This is a genomic window from Ktedonobacter sp. SOSP1-85 (genome assembly GCF_016587415.1).
In the GTDB taxonomy this organism is placed as follows: Bacteria; Chloroflexota; Ktedonobacteria; order Ktedonobacterales; family Ktedonobacteraceae; genus Ktedonobacter.
In genome coordinates this window covers 6,053,266-6,072,222 of sequence record NZ_BNJI01000001.1, presented here as the reverse complement: position 1 = coordinate 6,072,222, position 18,957 = coordinate 6,053,266, and the positions used below count along the sequence as shown (strand labels likewise).

Below are 18,957 nucleotides of genomic sequence, written 5' to 3'. Positions count from 1 at the left end.
GGGAAGAGTGTCATCACCGTCTACTCTTCCCCTTCCTGTTGGAGGGAACCCTATGCAAGACAATATACAGAACGACCTGGAGCAGATTCTACGCGAGCTTGACCAGCAGGACCAGCAGGCACACACGACAGACGATATCCCCCACATCGAAGCAAAACAGGAATACGATCATGAGCGCCGTTTGTATGATGTTGAGATCCATATTTACCCGAGAGAGGAGCCAGAGGAGCCAGCCAATACGGTTGACAGTCTTCCACCCATCGACCATGAGCCAGAGCCAGAAGAGAGAAGGCCGTTCCAGTGGGTGAGAGAGCACAGGTGCCCTCTTTTGGCTCTCAGCATCATCGTATGCTCTTGTGCGCTTGTTATGGGGTGTCTGCTGTACGCGTTGCCTCTCTGGACAGCGACCACGACGGTGACGCTTGTTCCAGTCACACGCACGATAGAAACCCATTTTACCGTCACGATCGGAAGCGCCGACCCGAACCACCGCCAGGTGCCAGGAAGGTTACTTCCCACCCTCACAATGAGCCAGGCGCGCACTGTTGCCACCACCGGGAAAGCCCACCAGGACGCGCAGGCTGCACATGGGTACATCACGTTTTACAATAGCGCGACCTATGCGCAGACCATCCCAGCAGGAACCCTTGTCACCGCAGCCAATGGGGTACAAGTGACAACCGACCAGGATATCACTGTAGGCGCGGTCAATTATCCCACGCTAGGGCAGGCGAGCGTCAGCGCTCATGCGATCCAGGCAGGACCAGCAGGCAATCTCAAGGTGGGTGCGATCTATGGCCCCTGCTGCCGCGTCAATATCTCCGCAGTGAACGGAGCCTTTAGTGGAGGACAGGACGCACGCGACTACCAGACTGTGACCCAACACGACATCGATACCGCAGGCACGAGCCTGAAAGCAAGCCTTGATCAGAGTACCACCGCAGCACTACAAACCCAGGCCCAAAGCACAGAAACGCTTGTCACCCCGCTACATTGTCAGCAGAAGACGAGCGCCGACCACCAGCCGGGAGAGGAGGCGGCAAGTGTGCATGTGGCCCTGGACGAGATATGTACAGGCATTGTGTACCAGACACAAGCCCTTCAAACACTCATCACCCAGGCACTCACGGCCCAGTCAAGGCAGCAGCTGGGAACCAGGTACACACCGAGTGGAGAGATGCACATCACCACCACGGCGCAAGGCGCAGCCACCGTCCAGGCGACTGGAACAAGCATCTGGATATACCAGTTCTCGCAGACCGAGCAGGAGCGCATGAAGGCCCGCATTGCAGGCAAGAGCCAGGTCCAGGCCAAGAGCCTGTTATTAGCACATACGGGCGTACAGTCTGCGTCTTTCTCCAACAATGCGACCCTTCCAGGTGCCCAGCATATTCGCTTTGTATTCATTACCTATTGAGGCAGGAGAGAATATGCTGATAAGCAAGAAAATCAGGCTTGAAATAAGCCCGCGAGACGCCGCCACCCTGGAATTCATGCAGGGGAAGTGCCGGGGGTTGTACAATTGGTGGGTGATGCGTTTGCGGGATGGGGAGAAGTGGCCGGGGTGGGAAGAAGCGAAGAAGACCCTTCAACAGAGCAAGCAGTATGATGCTGAACTGCGCTTTGTTTATGGCAAGCTCTTGCAGGAAGTCTATTTCCGCTTAGATAGCGCAATGCAAGCCTTCCTTCGGCGGGTCAAGAACGGGGAAAAGCCCGGATTCCCGAGAGTGCGGGCACGGCATTGCTTTTTCACGCTCATCTACCCAGCCATGTACATCCAGGTGGAGGGGCTGTCTCTCCGGCTTCCAACGGGGGGCAAAGGCAAGAACAAGCGGTATCCCGACGTCGTCGCAAAATTGACGGAAGAAGCCCCAACCGGCTACAGAGATGTAGCAATATCCAGAGATGGGTGTGGACACTACTACGCATCGTTTGTCCACAGTAAAAAAGAAGAAACCATTGAGCACAATGGTGTGCTTGCGCTCGACTTAGGTGTGAAGACGCTGGCAACGGGTGCGAGCGACCAGGGCCGCTTCTATCACATTGGCGGGTTCAAGGGCAACAGGTGGTACAATCGCCAACTGGACAAAATCCGCTCAAAGCGAGATCGCTGCAAGAAGGGATCTCGTCGATATAAGCACTTGAGTAAGGTCTACAAGCGCGTTTCACAGCAGAAACGCAACAAACAACAGGACTGTCTGCACAAAGCAAGCCATCTCATCGCGCACACACTGGTTGAGAGAACCGTGGTGATCGGTGACCTTTCCCAACGGCAGATGGTCATGAAAGAGCATCGAGAGAGGAACAAATACCTGAATCGAGCGGTCTTCAACGATTGGGGGCTCTACAGCTTTGTTCAGATGTTGCTTTACAAGAGCTTACTTTATGGGAAAGAACTCATCATCATAGATGAACGTGATACGTCGAAAACCTGTAGTGGCTGTGGGCACAGGCAAGACATGCCACTCTGGAAACGAACCTATCACTGCAGTGAATGTGGACTCATCATGGATCGAGACGAAAACAGTGCCGTCAATATCTTGATGAGGTTCCTTGCCCGGCTTGGGCCACACACGGACGATTCCGTGCGGTGTGCGGACGTTTTCACCGCAATCGAAAATGTAGAACACATTTAGGAAAGCAGCATATGAATACTCAGTATACCAATACCATCCTTCTTATTCGCCATGGAGAAAATCTCGCAAATGTTACCGGGGAATTTTCCTATAAACGCGTTGACTACTCGCTGACGGCCAAGGGCGTGCTCCAGGCCCAACAAACTGCCACCCACTTACGCGATCAGCATATCGATGAATTCTTCTCTTCGCCCCTCAAACGCGCCCGTGAAACCGCCGAGATTATCGCTGAGCCACATCAGCTACCGGTAGCGCTCTATGAAGAGTTCCGCGAGGTCAATGTGGGTGATCTCGAGGATGCCGCGCCCACCGCTGAGAACTGGGATTACCATAACAGTATTGTCGCCGAGTGGTATCATGGGCGCCTCGATGCCAGCTTCCCCAATGGAGAGAGCTTCCTGACCCTGACCGAGCGCGGCAAACGAGGCCTGCATAAAGTGACCTGGGGCAAACAGGGACGTGTGATCGCCATAGCCGGACACGCGGCTATTTTTACCGCCCTCGTCTCGGCGATCTGTGGTCCCGAGAGCCTGGAAACCATTCGCAGAGGCAAAAAGCACAACTGCTCAATTAGCGAGATCGAACTCGCCACCAGTGAGCACGATGTCGTGGGCAGACTGGTACAGTGGGCGGCCTGCGCCCATCTCTCGGGCGAGGCCGCGAACTTCGTGCCTGCCGTTCCCGAGTTCAAGAAGCAGGCAGAAGAAATAATTCAGTAAAGAGTAGCACGACGCTGCTAAAGCACGCGTCTACATATGAGGTACGGGGGATATCGCGCCTTGATATGTAGACACGTGCTTTAGCAGCGTCGGTCGATAGCTAAAACGCCATCTTTCTGCACATCTCTTTAAACCTTATACTAGGCCAAAATCCGGCAAAAGACGGATTTGAGATAATTGGTCTCCGGCATCGCCAGGTTGGTAGGATGATCCACGCCATGGGTATAGGACTCCAGCAGTTGTACCGTGCGCTTCTGACGCTGGGCACTATTGGAGACGACCCCCAGCAGATCGTCCATACCAATCACGCCAGAGCATGAACAGGTCAATAGAATCCCGCCTGGACGCAAGACCTGCATGCCCAGGGTATTGAGGCGACGATAGGCTTTAAGCGCCTGCGTACGCGCACCCTGGTTCTTGGCGAAGGCCGGTGGGTCCAGTATAACCACGTCAAAGCGCTCCCCACGCTCTGCGGCCTGTTCCAGGTACTCAAACACATCCTCGGTATGAAACTCGTGCTTGCTGGCATCCAGGCCATTCAGGGCAAAATGCTGACGTGCCGCCTCAATAGCTGGAGCAGAGGCATCTACGCTCACCGTCTGTGTCGCTTCTGAGCTCAGGGCCGCATAGACTGAGAAGCCCCCGCTATAACTGAAGCAATTGAGCACGCGCCCACCTCGCGCATATTTGCGCAAGGCCTCACGCTTATCGCGCTGATCCAGGAAAAAGCCCGTTTTCTGTCCCCGCCAGGGATCAACAATGAAGCGCACGCCGTTCTCAACGATCTCGATCTGCTGGGGCACCTCTCCTGCTGCCACGCGTGGCTCCTCTATCTCCAGACCCTCGCGGCGACGTGCCTGGCTCTCGTTGCGCAAGAGAATTCCGCGTGCGCCCGTCTCCGCGAGCAAGGCTTCAAGCACCTGGGGCAGCAATCGATCCATACCTAGAGTATGCACCTGGGCAACCAGGATGTCGGCGTAGCGATCCACCACCAGGCCCGGCAGGCCATCTCCCTCCGAGTGAATCAGGCGATAGGCATTGGTCACACCCGGCACAAAGACCTTGCGCAGCTCCTGCGCCTCGCGCACACGCTTACGCAAAAAGTCACCATCGATAGACTCTGTGTTATCGCGTGTCAGGATACGGATCGCGATATCCGTCTGGGGATTATAGTAGCCGCGCGCCACAAACTGGCCTGTCGAGGACTTCACGTCCAACAGGTCGCCTGGCTCGACCCAGCGTGGTGGCTGCTGTAAGGCGCCAGAGAAGATCCAGAGATGGCCTCCAAGCAGGCTCTCATCACGATGGGGTTTTAAACTCGCTGTAGGATATTGCACAGATGACACTGGTAGAACTCGCTCTCTTATTTTATGTGTGGTATTAGTCTTGCTATTATCGCATACGCAGTGAAGTCGTTAAGTTGTAGGGTCCAAGCTGGCTTGGACTGAGAGGCCAGCAGGCCGATACCCAGACGTGGGGAGATCGCTTCGCTCGCAGTCCAAGCCAGCTTGGACCCTACAACCTTCTTCATTGGAACGAAGCATTCACGTAAAAAGGCATGAATTTGAAGGAGGACAATGCTCCTCCCCCAAATTCATGCCCATAATCGATTATGCATACAGGCTTTTTTTATTGGTTAACAGACTTTCGATGGAAAAGAAACCAGGACTATTGTTTGTTCAAGCGAATGGCTGCAATCAAAGGATCGGTATGATGCTCGGATTGACGAATCTCAGCTTTGCGCAGGTTGAAGGCGCTGTTGATAAGCGCGATATGCGTAAAGGCCTGGGGATAGTTCCCCAGCGCGCTGCTGGTATTGGCATCCACCTCTTCCGAGAAGAGTCCCAGGCGGCCAGCATATTTAAGCAAACGCTCAAAGAGCGAGCGCGCCTCGTCGACCCGGCCCTGCATGGCGAGATTATCCACCAGCCAGAAGGTACAAATGGTAAATGTCCCTTCGTGACCGGCGAGACCATCATGAGAGATATAGCGGAAAACAAAGCCATTCTCGTCCGTCAGGCCTTCAATGATACGGTCCACGGTTGAACGCATTCTCGGATCATCGGGCGGGATAAAGCCGATCAAGGGCAGCAAGAGATTGGAGGCATCCAGGGCAGTATCCCCATAAGATTGGGTGAACGCGCCGACGCTCGTGTTATAACCGTTGGCCAGGATGTCGGCACGAATCTGGTCTCGCACCATCAGCCAGCGCGGCAGGTCCGCTTCAAGGTTGAGTTGCTGCGCGGCACGAATGCCCCGGTCTAAAGCCACCCAGCACATCGCCTTGGAATAGACATAATGCCGGTCATCGCCACGGATCTCCCAGATGCCGCTATCGGGGTCCTGCCAGTGCGCACAGACATGCTCCACGAGGTCGCGCATTAGATTCCATAGCGGACCATCCAGTGTCTCGCCATAGCGCTCAAAGCTGCCCTGGCGCCGGTAGAGGTGGATACAGTCCAGCACCTCACCGAAGACATCCATCTGTCTCTGCCTGGCGGCCCCATTGCCAACGCGTACGGGGCTTGAACCGGCATAGCCCTCCAGGTGAGTCAGTTCTTGCTCGGCCAGGTCACGCTCGCCACGGATACCATACATAATTTGCAACGACTCGCCATCCGCGTATGTGAGGCGCCTGAGCCAGTGCGTAAAGGCGCGTGCCTCGTCGGTAAAACCAAGGACGTTCAGGGCATAGAGCGTAAAGGTCGCATCCCGCAGCCAGGTATAGCGGTAATCCCAGTTGCGTACCCCGCCCATATGCTCGGGCAGCGAGGTCGTGGGGGCCGCGACAATGGCTCCTGTGGGAGCATAGGTCATCATCTTTAAGGCCAACGCGCTCCGCTCCACCGCCTCGCGGTACGGCCCACGATAGTTGCAGGTCGAGAGCCACTCGCGCCAACAATGCAGGGTATGTGCCAGTTCAGAATCGAAATTGCGTTGGTGCAGTTCGCCCTCAACCAGTCTTCGCGTCGCCTGCATGTTGCGGCCCATACCCACCGCGAAGAGCAAGCGCTCGCCCTCTGAGAGTATCACGTTCAATACAACCGAAGGATGCCTATCTTCAGCGTCCTGTACGACATTGAGTGTTAAGGATGGATGCAGGTGTGCGCCAATAATAGCCAGGCCAACGTACTGGTTTCCACCTGAAACGAGAACACCTTTGTTCCCAGGAACCAGGCTGACCTCGCTGGGCGAGGCAGCATAATTTGGACTGACCTTGAGTGTCATGGTCACAGGCATCTCGCCATGTGTGCATTCGGCAATGCGCACCATGCAGTGGCATGAGCCATCTTCACGCGTCCAGGTATTATTATTCATCCCCTGATACGGCCAGGCGCGCAAGGTTTCTACCGGCATAAAGTCGGTCAGGAGTAGTTCGCCAATAGTACTGGTAAAACGGGTTTGTAAAACATTGCTACCTTTCAGGTAGCGCTGGGTCCCCGGCATAGGCTCGGAGGGGGCGATTTGAAAGTAGCCGCCATGCTCGTGATCAAGCAAACGACAGAAGATAGCTGGACTATCGAAGTCTGGCAGGCATCCCCAGTCAACTGACCCGTCGGGCGCGACCAACAAGGCTGAATGACAATCGCCAATGACTCCGTATGAATTAATTGGTAGATAAGTGCGATTGAATTCGGTCATCCCAACCATTTAGACTATACTTCCTAGAACTGTTCGGCGTTGAACTGTTCGCCAACATCCTTAAAATTCACTAAGTTTATTATTAGAAAGCCCTTAGAACTCCTGATTGGAGCCTTATATCAGGGTTAGACGCAGGACCCCGGAGAATAGTAACAGATTTTCCCATAAGTTTTTTTTATGGCTCATCACCCCCCCTGGCAAGTTGCTAAGGTCCGTCGTCATGCCTTCTCAAAACCAATGGTGACATATATAAAAATGACAAAAAATGATTATATATATGTCACCATATTTCACCCCTTTTTAGAGCCAGGCATGTATACTACTCGTATCAGTAATAACACCTGGACACTCTAATTTCTTCTCTAATAGAGCATATAGGAGGCCACATTTAGGAATCAAGGCATCTCCACGTTTTAATACTCTTCCACGTATCACTAAGGGAAGAAGTTACGCCAAAGATACCATAATTTGAGGAGTTTGTATGCAGATATTAGCACAAATGGTTCGCCATCCCGCGGGACGCATCGGCCTGACACTGGGTCTGACGCTCGGCGTTCTGGCAAGCTTGCGGGGCAATGCCAGTAAAATTCTGCTTTTCGCTGGCCTCTGCCATTTTCTCGCTGGTCGGACGGCGCGTACTTAAGATAGCAAGAAGCGATGTTTGCGGCTCTGCCAAAAACATCGCTTCTTGTTACCATCCCCCATCTTTCCTAGTCCTCGCGCCTGCGGCGCTCGCTTAGTAAGTAATGTAGGAATGGGCCCTGCTAGCCGAAGGCTAGCAGGGCCCATTCCTACATTACTTACTAGAAATACTGAGGGTCCAGGGTGTTCTCTTGTGTTGACTTTAGCGTGCGAGTTGTTCACAGGCATAGGTGATCAGGTAGAGGAGCTGGGCCAGGCCATCGGCAATGGGGGCTACAGGGACCCACTCCTCAAGTGTGTGGGCCTGCCTGCCTTGTGAGACGCCTACACATACGGCGGGTATCCCCTGACTCAAGGGTATATTGACGTCCGTACTGGAAGCTACGAGGCGGGGCTCAATCTCAATCCAACGCAGAGCCTCTTGCGCCAGGTGCACAAGCGGCGCGTCAGGCGCAATCTTTCCCGCTGGTCGCTCACCAAGGATGGTAATCACGCCCTGGAGTCCTTCGCCAGGCGCGGTCTTGACGATGGTTCGCACCTCGTCGGCAAGCCGGTCTAGCGCCAGCACATCCGTAGAGCGCATATCTAGCAGGGCCGAGGCACTGGCGGCAATTGTATTGACCGATGTACCTCCATCGATAACTCCCACGTTATAGGTAGTCTTGGGATCTTTTGGCACCTGGATCTCGGCGATCCGCGCGATAATACGCGCCAGGCCATGAATGGCGCTGGGGCGCCCAAAGGCGCCATAGGAATGGCCGCCAGGACCATTGACGGTAATGCGCCAGCGCAGCGAACCCACGGCTTCATTCACGATATACCCCAGGTTACCATCGATGGCGATCACGGCTCCCAGTTGCTGTTTATAACGCTCGACGGCCGCCCTGGCTCCACGCAAGTTGCCCAGGCCCTCCTCACCTACATTTGCGGCTGCCACGATATCGATGGATGTCTCCTGCTTGAGCAGATCAAGCATCTTGAGCAGCGTAAGCATAGAGGCCACGCTCAGGCTATTATCGCCAATACCAGGCCCATAGAGTACGTCACCCTCGCGACGAACGTTGAGCGGCGTGTCCTGGGGGAAGACCGTGTCCAGGTGCGCCAGCAGCAGCAAGACTGGGCCAGTCCCTCGACCACGTCGCACGTACACATTGCCGACTTCGTCATGCTCACAGCGATAACCACGCTCCTCAAACAGCCCGGTTACAAATGCGGCCCGTTGCTGCTCACTGCCGGTGGGGGCAGGCACCCTACAGATGCGCTGCGTGAGCGTGGCGACCTCTTCGACATATTCACGCGCCAGGCTTCGCATACGCTCCAGTTCGTCTTTTGAGAGTGTCATGAGTCCTCTACGCCTCCTTGAGCCATTGTGCGACCTCTGGCGCGAAGTAGGTGATGATCATGTCCGCGCCAGCACGCCGCAATCCTGTCAGTACCTCCATGATCACACGCCGCTCGTCAATCCAGCCCTGCTGGGCCGCGGCTTTGATCATAGAATATTCACCACTCACATTATAGACAGCAAGCGGCAAGTCGCAAGACTCACGCACCCGGTGAATGACGTCCATATAGGCCATCGCGGGCTTGACCATGACGATATCGGCACCTTCGCGAATATCCAGCTCCACTTCGCGCAGAGCCTCGCGAGCATTAGCCGGGTCCATCTGATATGAGCGCCGATCCCCAAATTGCGGAGTTGAACCCGCCGCCTCGCGGAAGGGACCAAAGAAGGCGGAGGCGAATTTGGCGGAATAGGCCATGATCGGAGTCTGCTTGTATCCTTGCTCATCGAGCACATGGCGCAAAGCTCCCACGCGTCCATCCATCATATCTGAAGGAGCAACAATATCCGCGCCCGCCTCGACATGCGAGGCCGCCATGCGCGCCAGGAGCTCCAGCGATTCGTCGTTGAGGACATCTCCATTATGGATGACGCCACAATGCCCATGGTCGGTATATTCGCAGAGACAGACATCCGTAATCACGAGCAGCTCGGGAACAGTGGCCTTGAGGAGGCGAATGGCCTGCTGGATAATGCCCTGCTCAGCATAGGCCTGCGAGCCAACGGCGTCCTTCTCCGCGGGGATGCCAAAGAGCAGGATCGCGGGAATGCCCAGTTGTACCAGGCGCTTCGCCTCTTGCTCCAGCAACCCCAGTGGCCACTGCACAATGCCAGGCATGGATGCGATGGGCTGCGGCTGCGTGATGCCTTCCGCAATAAAGATAGGATAGATTAACTGGCTGGTCTGCAAATGAGTCTCACGCACCATGGAGCGTAGCGCCTCGTTCTGGCGCGTCCGGCGCATGCGAACTATCGGAAAATTGGCTGTCATTATACCCAGGGCTCCCTTTTCTATGCTTGCTGACGTAATACGGTCTCGATGCTCTGCACCATCTCCTGCAACTGCGCCTCTTCTTGCGCTAGTGAGAGAAAGCAAGACTCAAACTGCGAGGGCGGCAGGTAGTAACCTCGCTCCAACATCTCCCAGAAGTAGCTGGCGAAGCGCTCGGTGCTGGCGCGTTTGGCATCCGCGTAGTTGTGAACTGGCTCGCGGGTAAAGTAGAGGCAGAACATGGCGCCGATACGTACTATTTGGCCATCAGTATTGGTATCGTGCAACACACGCGTGATGCCTTCGCCCAGGAGCTGGCTCTTCTGCTCTAATAGCTCATACTGGCCCGGCTTACGCAACTCTTTTAGAGTCGCGATACCTGCGGCCATCGCCAGGGGATTTCCCGAAAGTGTGCCCGCCTGGTACATAGGGCCCAGCGGCGCGACCACCTGCATAATTTCGCGTCGCCCACCATAGGCCCCTACAGGGAGACCACCGCCGATGATCTTGCCGAAGCAGGTCAGGTCAGGCGTGATCTGGACACGTTCCTGCATACCACCCAGCGCCACACGGAAACCTGTCATGACCTCGTCGAAGATCAGCAGAGCGCCATGCTTCGCAGTAAGCTCGCGGAGCAACTCCAGAAATCCTGGGACCGGAAGAACCAGGCCCATATTGGCCGCGACAGGCTCGACAATAACCGCGGCAATCTCATTGGCATACGTCTCAAAGACCTGCTTGATTGCTTCTTCATCATTATAGGGAACTGAGAGAGTATTGGCCGTGGTCTCGCTGGGCACACCGGGGCTATCGGGCAGGCCCAGCGTGGCCACACCCGAACCAGCCTGTACCAGCAGCATATCCGCGTGCCCATGGTAGCAACCGGTAAATTTGACGATCTTGCTGCGACCCGTGTAGGCACGTGCGACGCGGAGCGCGCTCATAGTGGCCTCGGTACCGGAATTGACGAAGCGGATCATCTCAACCGAGGGTACGCTCTCGATCACCAGGCGTGCCAATTCGGTCTCGGCCTGAGTTGGGGCGCCAAAGGTAAAGCCTCGTTTGCTGGCCTCAGTTACCGCCTCAAGCACGCTGGGATAGCCAAAGCCAAGAATCATCGGCCCCCAGGACTGAACAAAATCGAGATAGCGATTGCCGTCGGCATCATAGAGATAGGCGCCCTCGGCGCGCTCCAAAAAGACGGGCTCTCCGCCTACCCCACGAAAGGCACGCACCGGGCTATTGACGCCACCGGGCATGACCTGTTGTGCCTCCTGAAAGAGCGCACGCGACCTGGACAAATTGAGCTTGCGCTCACTCGCGCTCTGCTGACTCATGTTAACGTTCCTCTCTCTACACATGGGACGTGGTGTGGTAGTGTAACCCGCTACTTGCGTACGCGGCTACACTACCACACCACGTTCCCTTCTATTTCTATTCGTGTTCTACGCACCAATGGCGTCGAGGATCTGGTCGATCTCCTCCAGGACGCACATAAACATGGGGGTATCGCGCAGGGTGTACTGACTGGCCTCGGTCTCACGCAGCTCCTGCACCAGGTCGAGGAAATCAGCGATGCTATCCGACTCGAAAGCGACGACGAACTCCTGGTCATCGATACCGAAGGAATAGGTGGTGTTGAGTTTGATCTGCGGATATTTCAGACCCACACGAATATGCTCGTTCATCATGCGCTTGCGCTCTTCGAGCGAGAGCATATACCAGGGACGCGTCTTGACGAAGGGATATACAAAGAGGTACTTGCTATCCTCGGGCGAGATCACCAGGCGTGGATCGTGCGCGCCACGCGCATTTTTCCCCACATAGACCGAACGCTTGGTCATAGCCAGGAAGGCCTGCGCCTCGCGCAGGTAGGGACCCATTGGGCTACGACGAATCTGGCTGCTCAGCCAGCGCAGGTCCTCAGCCTCGTAAGTCGCGGTCCAGAGCATAAAGTCGCAGTCGGAGCGCACACCGTAGAGGCCATAACTACGGATCAACGCGCGCTCAGAGTAGGCATCAACAATGCGCTTAAGCTCGCGCTTGCCCTGCTCGCGTACCTCGGCGGGCAGCAATTGCCACTGCTGATCCAGTTTATAGAAGGTGAACCGTACCAGCTGGCGCGGCTGTTTGGGTTTGGGCTGAGCGGGCGCGGCTGCGGGAGCCGTCTCCTGCGTCTCGTGCTGCACCGGTTGTGTGATCTCAGTTGTCTGTTCTGCCATAACGTTTATTCCTCTATCATGAATTATTTCAGTAAAACGCGAAAATATAATTTACTCTAGTTTAGGCACTCACAGCGTGATTGATAGCCTCTACCAGGCCATCAATCGTAAAGGCCTGGGCCTCGATGTCGACGTGCAGACCCAGGTCGCGTGCGGTCTGGGATGTGATGGGGCCGATGCTGGCGATGCGCACGCCCGCGAGCAGTTCTGTAGCGTCCAGGCCTGCACCCTGCGCGCATGAATTGAGCCAGGACGCAAAGTTGCGCACCGTCGAGGAGCTGGTAAAGGTCAGGACGTCCAGTTCATGACGCTGTAGGCGACGCAGAATCTCGCGTCCCTGCTCATCATCACTCGCGACCGGCCTGGTATAATAGGCCGACACCTCATCTACCTGCGCGCCTGCCTGCTTCAATTCGACCACCAGCACTTTACGCGCCTCGGCGGCCCGCGCCAGCAGGATACGCTGACCCTGTAGAGAGAGCTCCTTTTGTCGCGCCCACTCGTGCATAGCCGTAATGACGCCCTCGGCCACATATTCGTCTGGCACGAGGTCCGCATGCAGGCCATAATCCTGCAAGGTCGCGGCTGTCGCCGGTCCAATGGTGGCAATGTGTAGCCCGGGCGAGACCTCACGTAAGCGCGCAGGTTCCAGGCTCAGGGCGCGCAGGCGTTGCATACAGATGGAGACACCATTCGCACTGGTCAGGATCAGCCAATCATAGGCCAGGGACTGCTCAGCAGCATACAGGCGGTGTAGCGCGGCATCGAGCTGGCTCCAGTCCTGGGGTGGCTCAATACGAATGGTGGGAAACTCAATAGGCAGCGCTCCCAGGGCACGCAGCCGCTCGCTAAAGGCTGACGCCTGTTCGCGTGTACGCGTAACCAGAATACGCTGGCCCTGTAGAGATTGAGTAGCTGCCTGCATCTCAGACATGTTGTTGCTCCTGCACACGACTCCCATCAAGCTCCGCGATAATATCGTGCGCGCCCTGCGCCAGCGCGATCTCAGCCAGTTCGATGCCTAGACGCTCGGCATTCTCCAGGAAGGCATATGCGTTCCAACCCGTCTCCTGCTGCACGAGAATCCGCCGCTGTCCATCCAGGCTCGTTACCAGTCCACGCAACACCAGGCGTTCATCAATGATATGGGCATGGGCCGCGACCGGGAGATAACACCCCGCACCCAGGCGACGCATAAACATGCGCTCGGCGCTCGTTGCGGCCTGGACGTTCTGATCCTGCAAAGGTGCCAGTAGCTCACGGAAAGCTGGCTCGTCGCGAATCTCCAGGCCCAGCGCGCCCTGCCCTGGCGCGGGCAGCATCTGCGCAACCGGGAAATAACTGAGCTTCCCCTCTAGCGTGGCTTGCAGGTCCAGGCGATGTAGTCCCGCCGCCGCCAGGATAATAGCGTCATACTCGCCCGCCTCAAGCTTACGCAGGCGTGTATCAACGTTCCCACGCAGCGAGAGGATCTCCGCGTTGGGGCAGAGATGACGAATCTGCGCGGTACGACGCAAACTACAGGTACCAATGCGGGGAGCGCGCCCAGGCGTTATCCCTTCCAGTGCACCCCGCGCCGAAATATGTAGGTCACCCTTTGAGACAAGCACATCGCGCACATCCTCGCGTGGTCCCGGCGTAAGCACACAGAGTCCCTCTGGCTGCGCGGTTGGCAGATCCTTCAGGCTATGCACCGCGATATCGATACGCCGCTCCTGAAGCGCGCTCTCAATCTCAGTGACAAAGACACCATCGCCACCAATGCGCGAGAGCGGCACACTCGTCACGCGGTCGCCCGTGGTGCGAATCTGCTCAATCGCGATTTCATGGTCTGGCCACTGCTGATGTATCCGCTCGATGATCCACTGCGTCTGTATCATGGCGAGCTTGCTGGCCCGTGTTCCTATCGTGATTCGTTTCATTCTCATCTTCCAAGGCAAAGAGATAACGCGTAGCTTCGGCGTAGACATGCCCCTGCCCAGCCGCTGCCGCGTCCTTCAAACGTAATGTAGGTGTATGCAAAACTTTATTGACAAGGCGATGGGTTAATTCTTGAATAGCCGCCACCTCTCGCTCCGAGAGCGAGGCGGAGAGTTGGCGGAGTGTACGAGCAAGTTCCTGCTGGCGCAGCAGTTCGACCTGCTTACGCAGGTCGCTGATCGTGCCAACTACGCTCAATGAGGAGAGCCAGCGTTCAAAGGCCTCGACCTCTTGTGCGATAATTGTGCGTACGTGCTCGGCCTCTTGCCAGCGCAAATGAATACCTCTGTCCACCTCAGACTGCAAATCATCTATATTATAAAGATGTACGCCAGGCAGGTCGACGACTCCGGGTTCGACATCGCGAGGAAGCGCGATATCAACTAGCAAGAGCGGGCGGCCATCACGCCTGACCATGACCTGCTGCATCATATCCAGAGTCATGAGAGCGCGGGGAGCTTTGGTAGAACTAATTACTACATCGGCATCTACCAGCGCGGGGAGCAGCTCAGCAAAGGTACGATGTTTCGCACCTATCGCCTCGACCAGTTCCGTGGCATGCTCATAGGTGCGATTGACAATCGTCAAATTATGCGCCCCGTTGTCATAGAGATTGCGCGCCGCCAGTTCACTCATCTGGCCCGAGCCAACCAATAAAACAGCCGCCTCCTCAAGCCTGGGAAAGAGATGGCGTGCTAGCTGCACGGCAACATGGCTAAGAGAGGCGGCGCTGCGGCTGATACCTGTCTCATTGCGCGCGCGTTTCCCGGTCGTGATTGCGGCACGAAAAAGCGCCGAGAGGATGGGGCCACTCAGACCCGCCCCCTGCGCAATCTCCAGCGCGTCTACGACCTGCCCTTGAATCTGAGGTTCACCGGGAACGAGAGCGCGAAGACCACAAGCCACGCTAAAGAGGTGGTTTACGGCTTCCTGGCCGGTGAAAGTGTAGCAGTGCTCGAGGAGCTCCTCGCCTGCCACCTCCCGCGACTCACTTAATACACGCAATAAGTCGGCAATTCCTTGCTTTTTATCCTCACATACAGCGTAAAGCTCAATGCGGTTACAGGTTGAAATCAGCACACTCTCTTGTGAAATCTGGCGCGCCGCACTCAGGACCTGAGGAACCTGGCGCGCGGAGCATGAAAGACGCTCGCGCAACGCGATAGGTGCTGTCGTGTGATCGGCACCAACAACAACAATATCCATGCAAACCTCAAAAATCTCAAAAAATTTAAGTGTCTATGTAGATTTTAGCGAATTTCAGAAAATCGTCAAGTCCTATTAGCACTATCTCCTATCGGTAAAATCCCTTATTTTTTCTCAGGTGGGCGCCATCGACGTGACCCCCATCAAGCACGTGAAGCCTCTTGCTAGAGAGAGTGGAAGAGGTCAGTTGATCCTGTGGTGCTGGTGGGCAGCCCGCGGCTGCCCACCAGCACCACAGTAGCACCCAAAGCAAGCGCCACAGGCGCGAAAGGTCAAATCCCAAACTTGCACACTATATAACGAGTAACCATACAAGCAAGCCTATTTGCCTGGCAGAGACTAGGAAAGTCGACCCATTACCACTGACATTTATTGACAATGTTCTTTAAATTCGTTAAAAAATGCAGAAAGAGACATTTTTGCCTCTTTGTATATTTATTTTGTTGTTTAGTTTTTAGTGTGTTTTTAGCGCACAAGTAGGCTTTTGTATTTATGTTTGAAGAGAAAACACAACAGCAGACAACACCGGGTGGTAAGTTTGGTGGACGCAGTGGGACGTTTCGTCGCATGAGTTTCCAACTCTCCAAACAACAGGCAGAACACTTTGTCTTCCCTTGCCCCAGGTGCGGCGCCGAGCTTCCAGCCGATGATGCCACATGCCGGGCGTGTGGCTTCCACCCCCATCCCAGCCGACCGCTACCAGAGCTGTCTCCGGCGCCCGCCAGCCCTCATCCCGTTGATACGCCGGTTCCGGCTGAACCCACGGCGCAACCCATGGATCTTCACTCAACGCCGGAAGCGCAGACCCTGGCCTCACTCTTAGAACAACTCGCGCCCGTACGTAGCAATACGCCTCCGCCCTCAGGCATCCAGTGGCACATTCCAACAAGCGCATATCACGATGAGCTTCCTCCTTCCTCGATAAATCCGCATTCGCCCCTCTCTCCCCTACCAGAACCCAACTCATATGTATTTGGGACAAATCATGAGGCCGAGCTCAACGTCGCTACATCCGCACCTGCACATCTGCAAGCATATGATATGCTTCCCTTTCAACCTATCGACACGGCCTTCACGAACAACAGCCTGGATCAGGGAGCCAGCTTTGCCCCTCTCCCTTCAGCACCGCCAGAAGAGGGGGCAAGACTCATCTCTCACCAACAGGCGCCAATGGCCTTCCTGCTGGACACAGGAGAGAGATCAGACCCACTCTTTTCCCAGCCCGCCATGCCAGATGCAGCAATCAATCAAGCAGACGAGAGTGTGCTCGACGCACTTTCCTTCCCAGGCAGCATTCAGGCTAGCGTCTACAAGCAAAGGATGGCCTTCCCTCAGCTTCCCGAGACGCCTCAGCCATTTACACAGGCATCTCTCCTGCCCCACATGCCAGAGACATATCCGCCGACTCCTGCAAGCATGGATCTCTCTATCGCGGACCTGCCCACGGCGGTCATAGCCGTGCCAGACCTTGAGCAACAACCTTCGTTTAGCCTGAAGGCCGCCAGCGAGGCCACAGAGAAATGGCGACGGAGTTGGCTTGAGCGCCAACGAGCAGAGGCCGCGCCCGCCCTGGATGTTCCCCGTGGCCAGGCAAAAGTCCTCTCGCCCCTCTCCCTGCGCGAGAGTATTATGCGCCTACGCGCCGCTCGCTCCTCGCAAAGGCACACACCAGTACAGGACAAAGCGAAGTAAAAATTGAGCTACTGACATACGGCTGTCACACAGGGAGCACATACTGAAGCTAAGAACTTCACGACAATGGCAATGGAAAGGAAGTAGCCCATGACAACCATTCGCACAGAGCAACAACTGGTAACCTTGATCAATGTCTTCACGGTCGAACCAAAGCGCCAGCAGGAGCTTGTTGATTTTCTAGCTCATATCACGGCCACCATTATCAACAAGCAGCCTGGCTATATATCAGCGAACATTCACAAAAGCCTGGATGGTACAAAAGTCACCAACTATGCGCAATGGCGCAGCCAGGCCGAATTTGAAGCCATGCTCCGCAATCCCAAGGCTCGCGAGCATATGCAACAGGCCATGCACATCGCCACCAGGGCCGAGCCCACCCTCTACAAGGTCGCCTACATCGACCACGTCGAGGAACACACGCCACACGCATCAGGCATCTAACGCCTGGGAAAGGTTGGATGAAGGGAGACGACGCTCCGCTCGCTCCCTTCGCCCGCGAGCGCCATTGAGATCAAGTGCTGATGCGAACGTATCAAGCCTGCGGGTAGGTCATCAGGGGCAAAGAAACGCGCCTCGATGATCTCTCGCGCATCTAGCCTGCGCTCGCCTCCTACCAGGCGCCCCACGAAGCTCACTTCAAGGCGCAACTTATAGCCGCTTACCAGGCGCAAGACACGCTCGATCTCCACTTCATATCCCGTCTCCTCGCGCACCTCTCGGCAGACCGTCTCCTCAAGTGACTCGCCGTGTTCGGCGTAACCTCCTGGCAAGCCCCAGGACCCCTCTCGCCAGAAACGGTGGCGCAACAACAAGATCTGCCCCTGTTCATTAAAAATCACAGCTGAGGTGCCAACAATATATTTGTGATGCATAAACCAGAGGAGATACCACTGCAACGTCCCTATTTTCAGCAAATTCCATAGTCTGACCAAAACGGTATCCATCGCTCGTCTCCCTCGTAACCCGCCTGCACCTGCTTTCTTCTTGCGACATATTTGCGACAGGTACGCAACAGGTTTGTGATCCTTTTCAGGCTCTATCTTTGTATACTAACAACAAATGTATAGAACTTACATCTTCAAAGCAAACAAAGGCTGAGCTAGTAAATGTTCACCTTCAGCCCTCACTGTGACGACATGCTATTATGTAAACAACCTGGAAGGGGCCATTATAATGGATTTTACAACGCTTTTCTCTCTACATACACTTCAGAGCTTACTTGATTTCCTGGGTTATCCAGCGGTAACGCTTTTGATCCTGCTGGAGAGCGCTGGCCTTCCCCTACCTGGTGAAAGCATGGTCCTGCTCGCCTCCTTTTATGCGGCGACCAGCCACCAACTCCAACTGCCTCTTATTATGCTCTGCGCAGCCATAGGCGCGATTATTGGTGATAACATTGGATTCTTTATTGGCCGTACAGGAGGACGCCGCTTTGTCGAGCGTTTCGGCAAATACTTTTTCTTAAAGACCAGCCACCTGGAACATGCCGAGCGCTTCTTTGCGCGACATGGCGCAAAAACCGTCTTCTTTGGACGCTTCATTACCCTCCTACGCATCTGGGCAGCGTTCCTGGCCGGGATGAACCAGATGCCTTGGCGCACGTTTATGTTCTACAACGCGCTTGGCGGCATCACCTGGGCGCTCCTGATCGGGAGCCTGGGCTACCTTGGCGGGATCTTCTTCCAGGACCATTTTGACCAGGTAGAACAGGTGGTGAAGCTGATTGGCTGGGGTGGCCTGGGCGCTGTCATCGTCCTGGTACTTGGTACACTACTCTTCTTGCGCCTGCGCCGCACTCGCCAGCAGGAAGAGTCCACAAAGAACGAAAACCGCAACCCCTCACATGCGCTCTAGAGAAACATAAAAGCTATGCAAAGGGAGG

General features: G+C 55.6%; 17 protein-coding genes. 7 read left to right on the top strand and 10 right to left on the bottom strand.

Annotated elements, in window-relative coordinates:
- The first annotated feature begins 52 nt into the window (after positions 1-52).
- The 3 genes from KTE_RS25440 to KTE_RS25430 are packed head-to-tail and all read left to right on the top strand — an operon-like array spanning position 53 to position 3,355.
- Positions 53-1,417 (top strand): hypothetical protein, encoded by a 1,365-nt coding sequence (locus KTE_RS25440; protein ID WP_201385923.1) that lies wholly within the window; start codon positions 53-55, stop codon positions 1,415-1,417.
- A 13-nt stretch (positions 1,418-1,430) separates the two neighbouring features.
- Complete coding sequence (locus tag KTE_RS25435; protein ID WP_201385921.1) at positions 1,431-2,636, top strand: RNA-guided endonuclease TnpB family protein; 1,206 nt, start codon at positions 1,431-1,433, stop codon at positions 2,634-2,636.
- Positions 2,637-2,647: 11 nt separating this feature from the next.
- Positions 2,648-3,355, top strand: coding sequence for a histidine phosphatase family protein (locus KTE_RS25430; RefSeq protein ID WP_201385920.1), 708 nt, complete (start codon positions 2,648-2,650; stop codon positions 3,353-3,355).
- Between the two features lie 140 nt (positions 3,356-3,495).
- Here the strand turns inward: KTE_RS25430 and KTE_RS25425 are convergent, their stop codons facing one another.
- Positions 3,496-4,701 (bottom strand): class I SAM-dependent rRNA methyltransferase, encoded by a 1,206-nt coding sequence (locus KTE_RS25425; protein ID WP_201385919.1) that lies wholly within the window; start codon positions 4,699-4,701, stop codon positions 3,496-3,498.
- Between the two features lie 322 nt (positions 4,702-5,023).
- On the bottom strand, positions 5,024-7,006 hold the full coding sequence (locus KTE_RS25420) for a glycoside hydrolase family 15 protein (RefSeq protein ID WP_201385916.1): 1,983 nt from the start codon (positions 7,004-7,006) through the stop codon (positions 5,024-5,026).
- Between the two features lie 472 nt (positions 7,007-7,478).
- Here KTE_RS25420 and KTE_RS25415 point away from each other — a divergent pair, with 472 nt between their 5' ends.
- Positions 7,479-7,640, top strand: a complete 162-nt coding sequence (locus KTE_RS25415; protein WP_201383518.1) for a hypothetical protein — start codon at positions 7,479-7,481, stop codon at positions 7,638-7,640.
- 201 nt (positions 7,641-7,841) lie between these two features.
- On the opposite strand, the gene KTE_RS25410 is transcribed toward KTE_RS25415, so the two are convergent.
- The 7 genes from KTE_RS25410 to hemA all read right to left on the bottom strand — a co-directional run bounded on the left by KTE_RS25410 (position 7,842) and on the right by hemA (position 15,380).
- Positions 7,842-8,981 carry a M20/M25/M40 family metallo-hydrolase gene (locus KTE_RS25410; RefSeq protein ID WP_201385915.1) on the bottom strand — a complete coding sequence of 380 codons (1,140 nt, stop codon included), beginning with the start codon at positions 8,979-8,981 and terminating at the stop codon, positions 7,842-7,844.
- Between the two features lie 7 nt (positions 8,982-8,988).
- Entirely contained in the window at positions 8,989-9,972 is a 984-nt protein-coding gene (gene hemB / locus KTE_RS25405) for a porphobilinogen synthase (RefSeq protein ID WP_201385909.1), read from the bottom strand.
- 20 nt (positions 9,973-9,992) lie between these two features.
- Positions 9,993-11,309 (bottom strand): glutamate-1-semialdehyde 2,1-aminomutase, encoded by a 1,317-nt coding sequence (hemL, locus tag KTE_RS25400; RefSeq protein WP_201385908.1) that lies wholly within the window; start codon positions 11,307-11,309, stop codon positions 9,993-9,995.
- 108 nt (positions 11,310-11,417) lie between these two features.
- The gene (locus KTE_RS25395; protein ID WP_201383526.1) at positions 11,418-12,194 is read right to left on the bottom strand and encodes a chlorite dismutase family protein; all 777 of its coding nucleotides are present in this window, start codon (positions 12,192-12,194) and stop codon (positions 11,418-11,420) included.
- Positions 12,195-12,255: 61 nt separating this feature from the next.
- Positions 12,256-13,128 (bottom strand): uroporphyrinogen-III synthase, encoded by an 873-nt coding sequence (locus KTE_RS25390; protein WP_201385907.1) that lies wholly within the window; start codon positions 13,126-13,128, stop codon positions 12,256-12,258.
- Positions 13,121-14,074 carry a hydroxymethylbilane synthase gene (gene hemC, locus KTE_RS25385; RefSeq protein WP_201385906.1) on the bottom strand — a complete coding sequence of 318 codons (954 nt, stop codon included), beginning with the start codon at positions 14,072-14,074 and terminating at the stop codon, positions 13,121-13,123. The genes KTE_RS25390 and hemC overlap by 8 nt, the downstream gene beginning before the upstream one ends.
- On the bottom strand, positions 14,019-15,380 hold the full coding sequence (gene hemA / locus KTE_RS25380) for a glutamyl-tRNA reductase (RefSeq protein ID WP_201385904.1): 1,362 nt from the start codon (positions 15,378-15,380) through the stop codon (positions 14,019-14,021). Before hemA ends, hemC begins: the two co-directional genes overlap by 56 nt.
- Positions 15,381-15,872: 492 nt before the next feature.
- On the opposite strand from hemA, the gene KTE_RS25375 reads away from it, so the two are divergent.
- Positions 15,873-17,072: a hypothetical protein gene (locus KTE_RS25375; RefSeq protein WP_201385902.1), complete on the top strand. Its 1,200-nt coding sequence runs from the start codon at positions 15,873-15,875 to the stop codon at positions 17,070-17,072.
- A gap of 90 nt (positions 17,073-17,162) precedes the next feature.
- Positions 17,163-17,516 (top strand): antibiotic biosynthesis monooxygenase, encoded by a 354-nt coding sequence (locus KTE_RS25370; protein ID WP_201385900.1) that lies wholly within the window; start codon positions 17,163-17,165, stop codon positions 17,514-17,516.
- Here KTE_RS25370 and KTE_RS25365 read toward each other — a convergent pair.
- Entirely contained in the window at positions 17,513-18,019 is a 507-nt protein-coding gene (locus tag KTE_RS25365) for an NUDIX domain-containing protein (RefSeq protein ID WP_201385899.1), read from the bottom strand. The genes KTE_RS25370 and KTE_RS25365 overlap by 4 nt on opposite strands.
- A 229-nt stretch (positions 18,020-18,248) precedes the next feature.
- Here KTE_RS25365 and KTE_RS25360 point away from each other — a divergent pair, with 229 nt between their 5' ends.
- Positions 18,249-18,929 (top strand): DedA family protein, encoded by a 681-nt coding sequence (locus KTE_RS25360; RefSeq protein ID WP_201385898.1) that lies wholly within the window; start codon positions 18,249-18,251, stop codon positions 18,927-18,929.
- Positions 18,930-18,957: the final 28 nt, after the last annotated feature.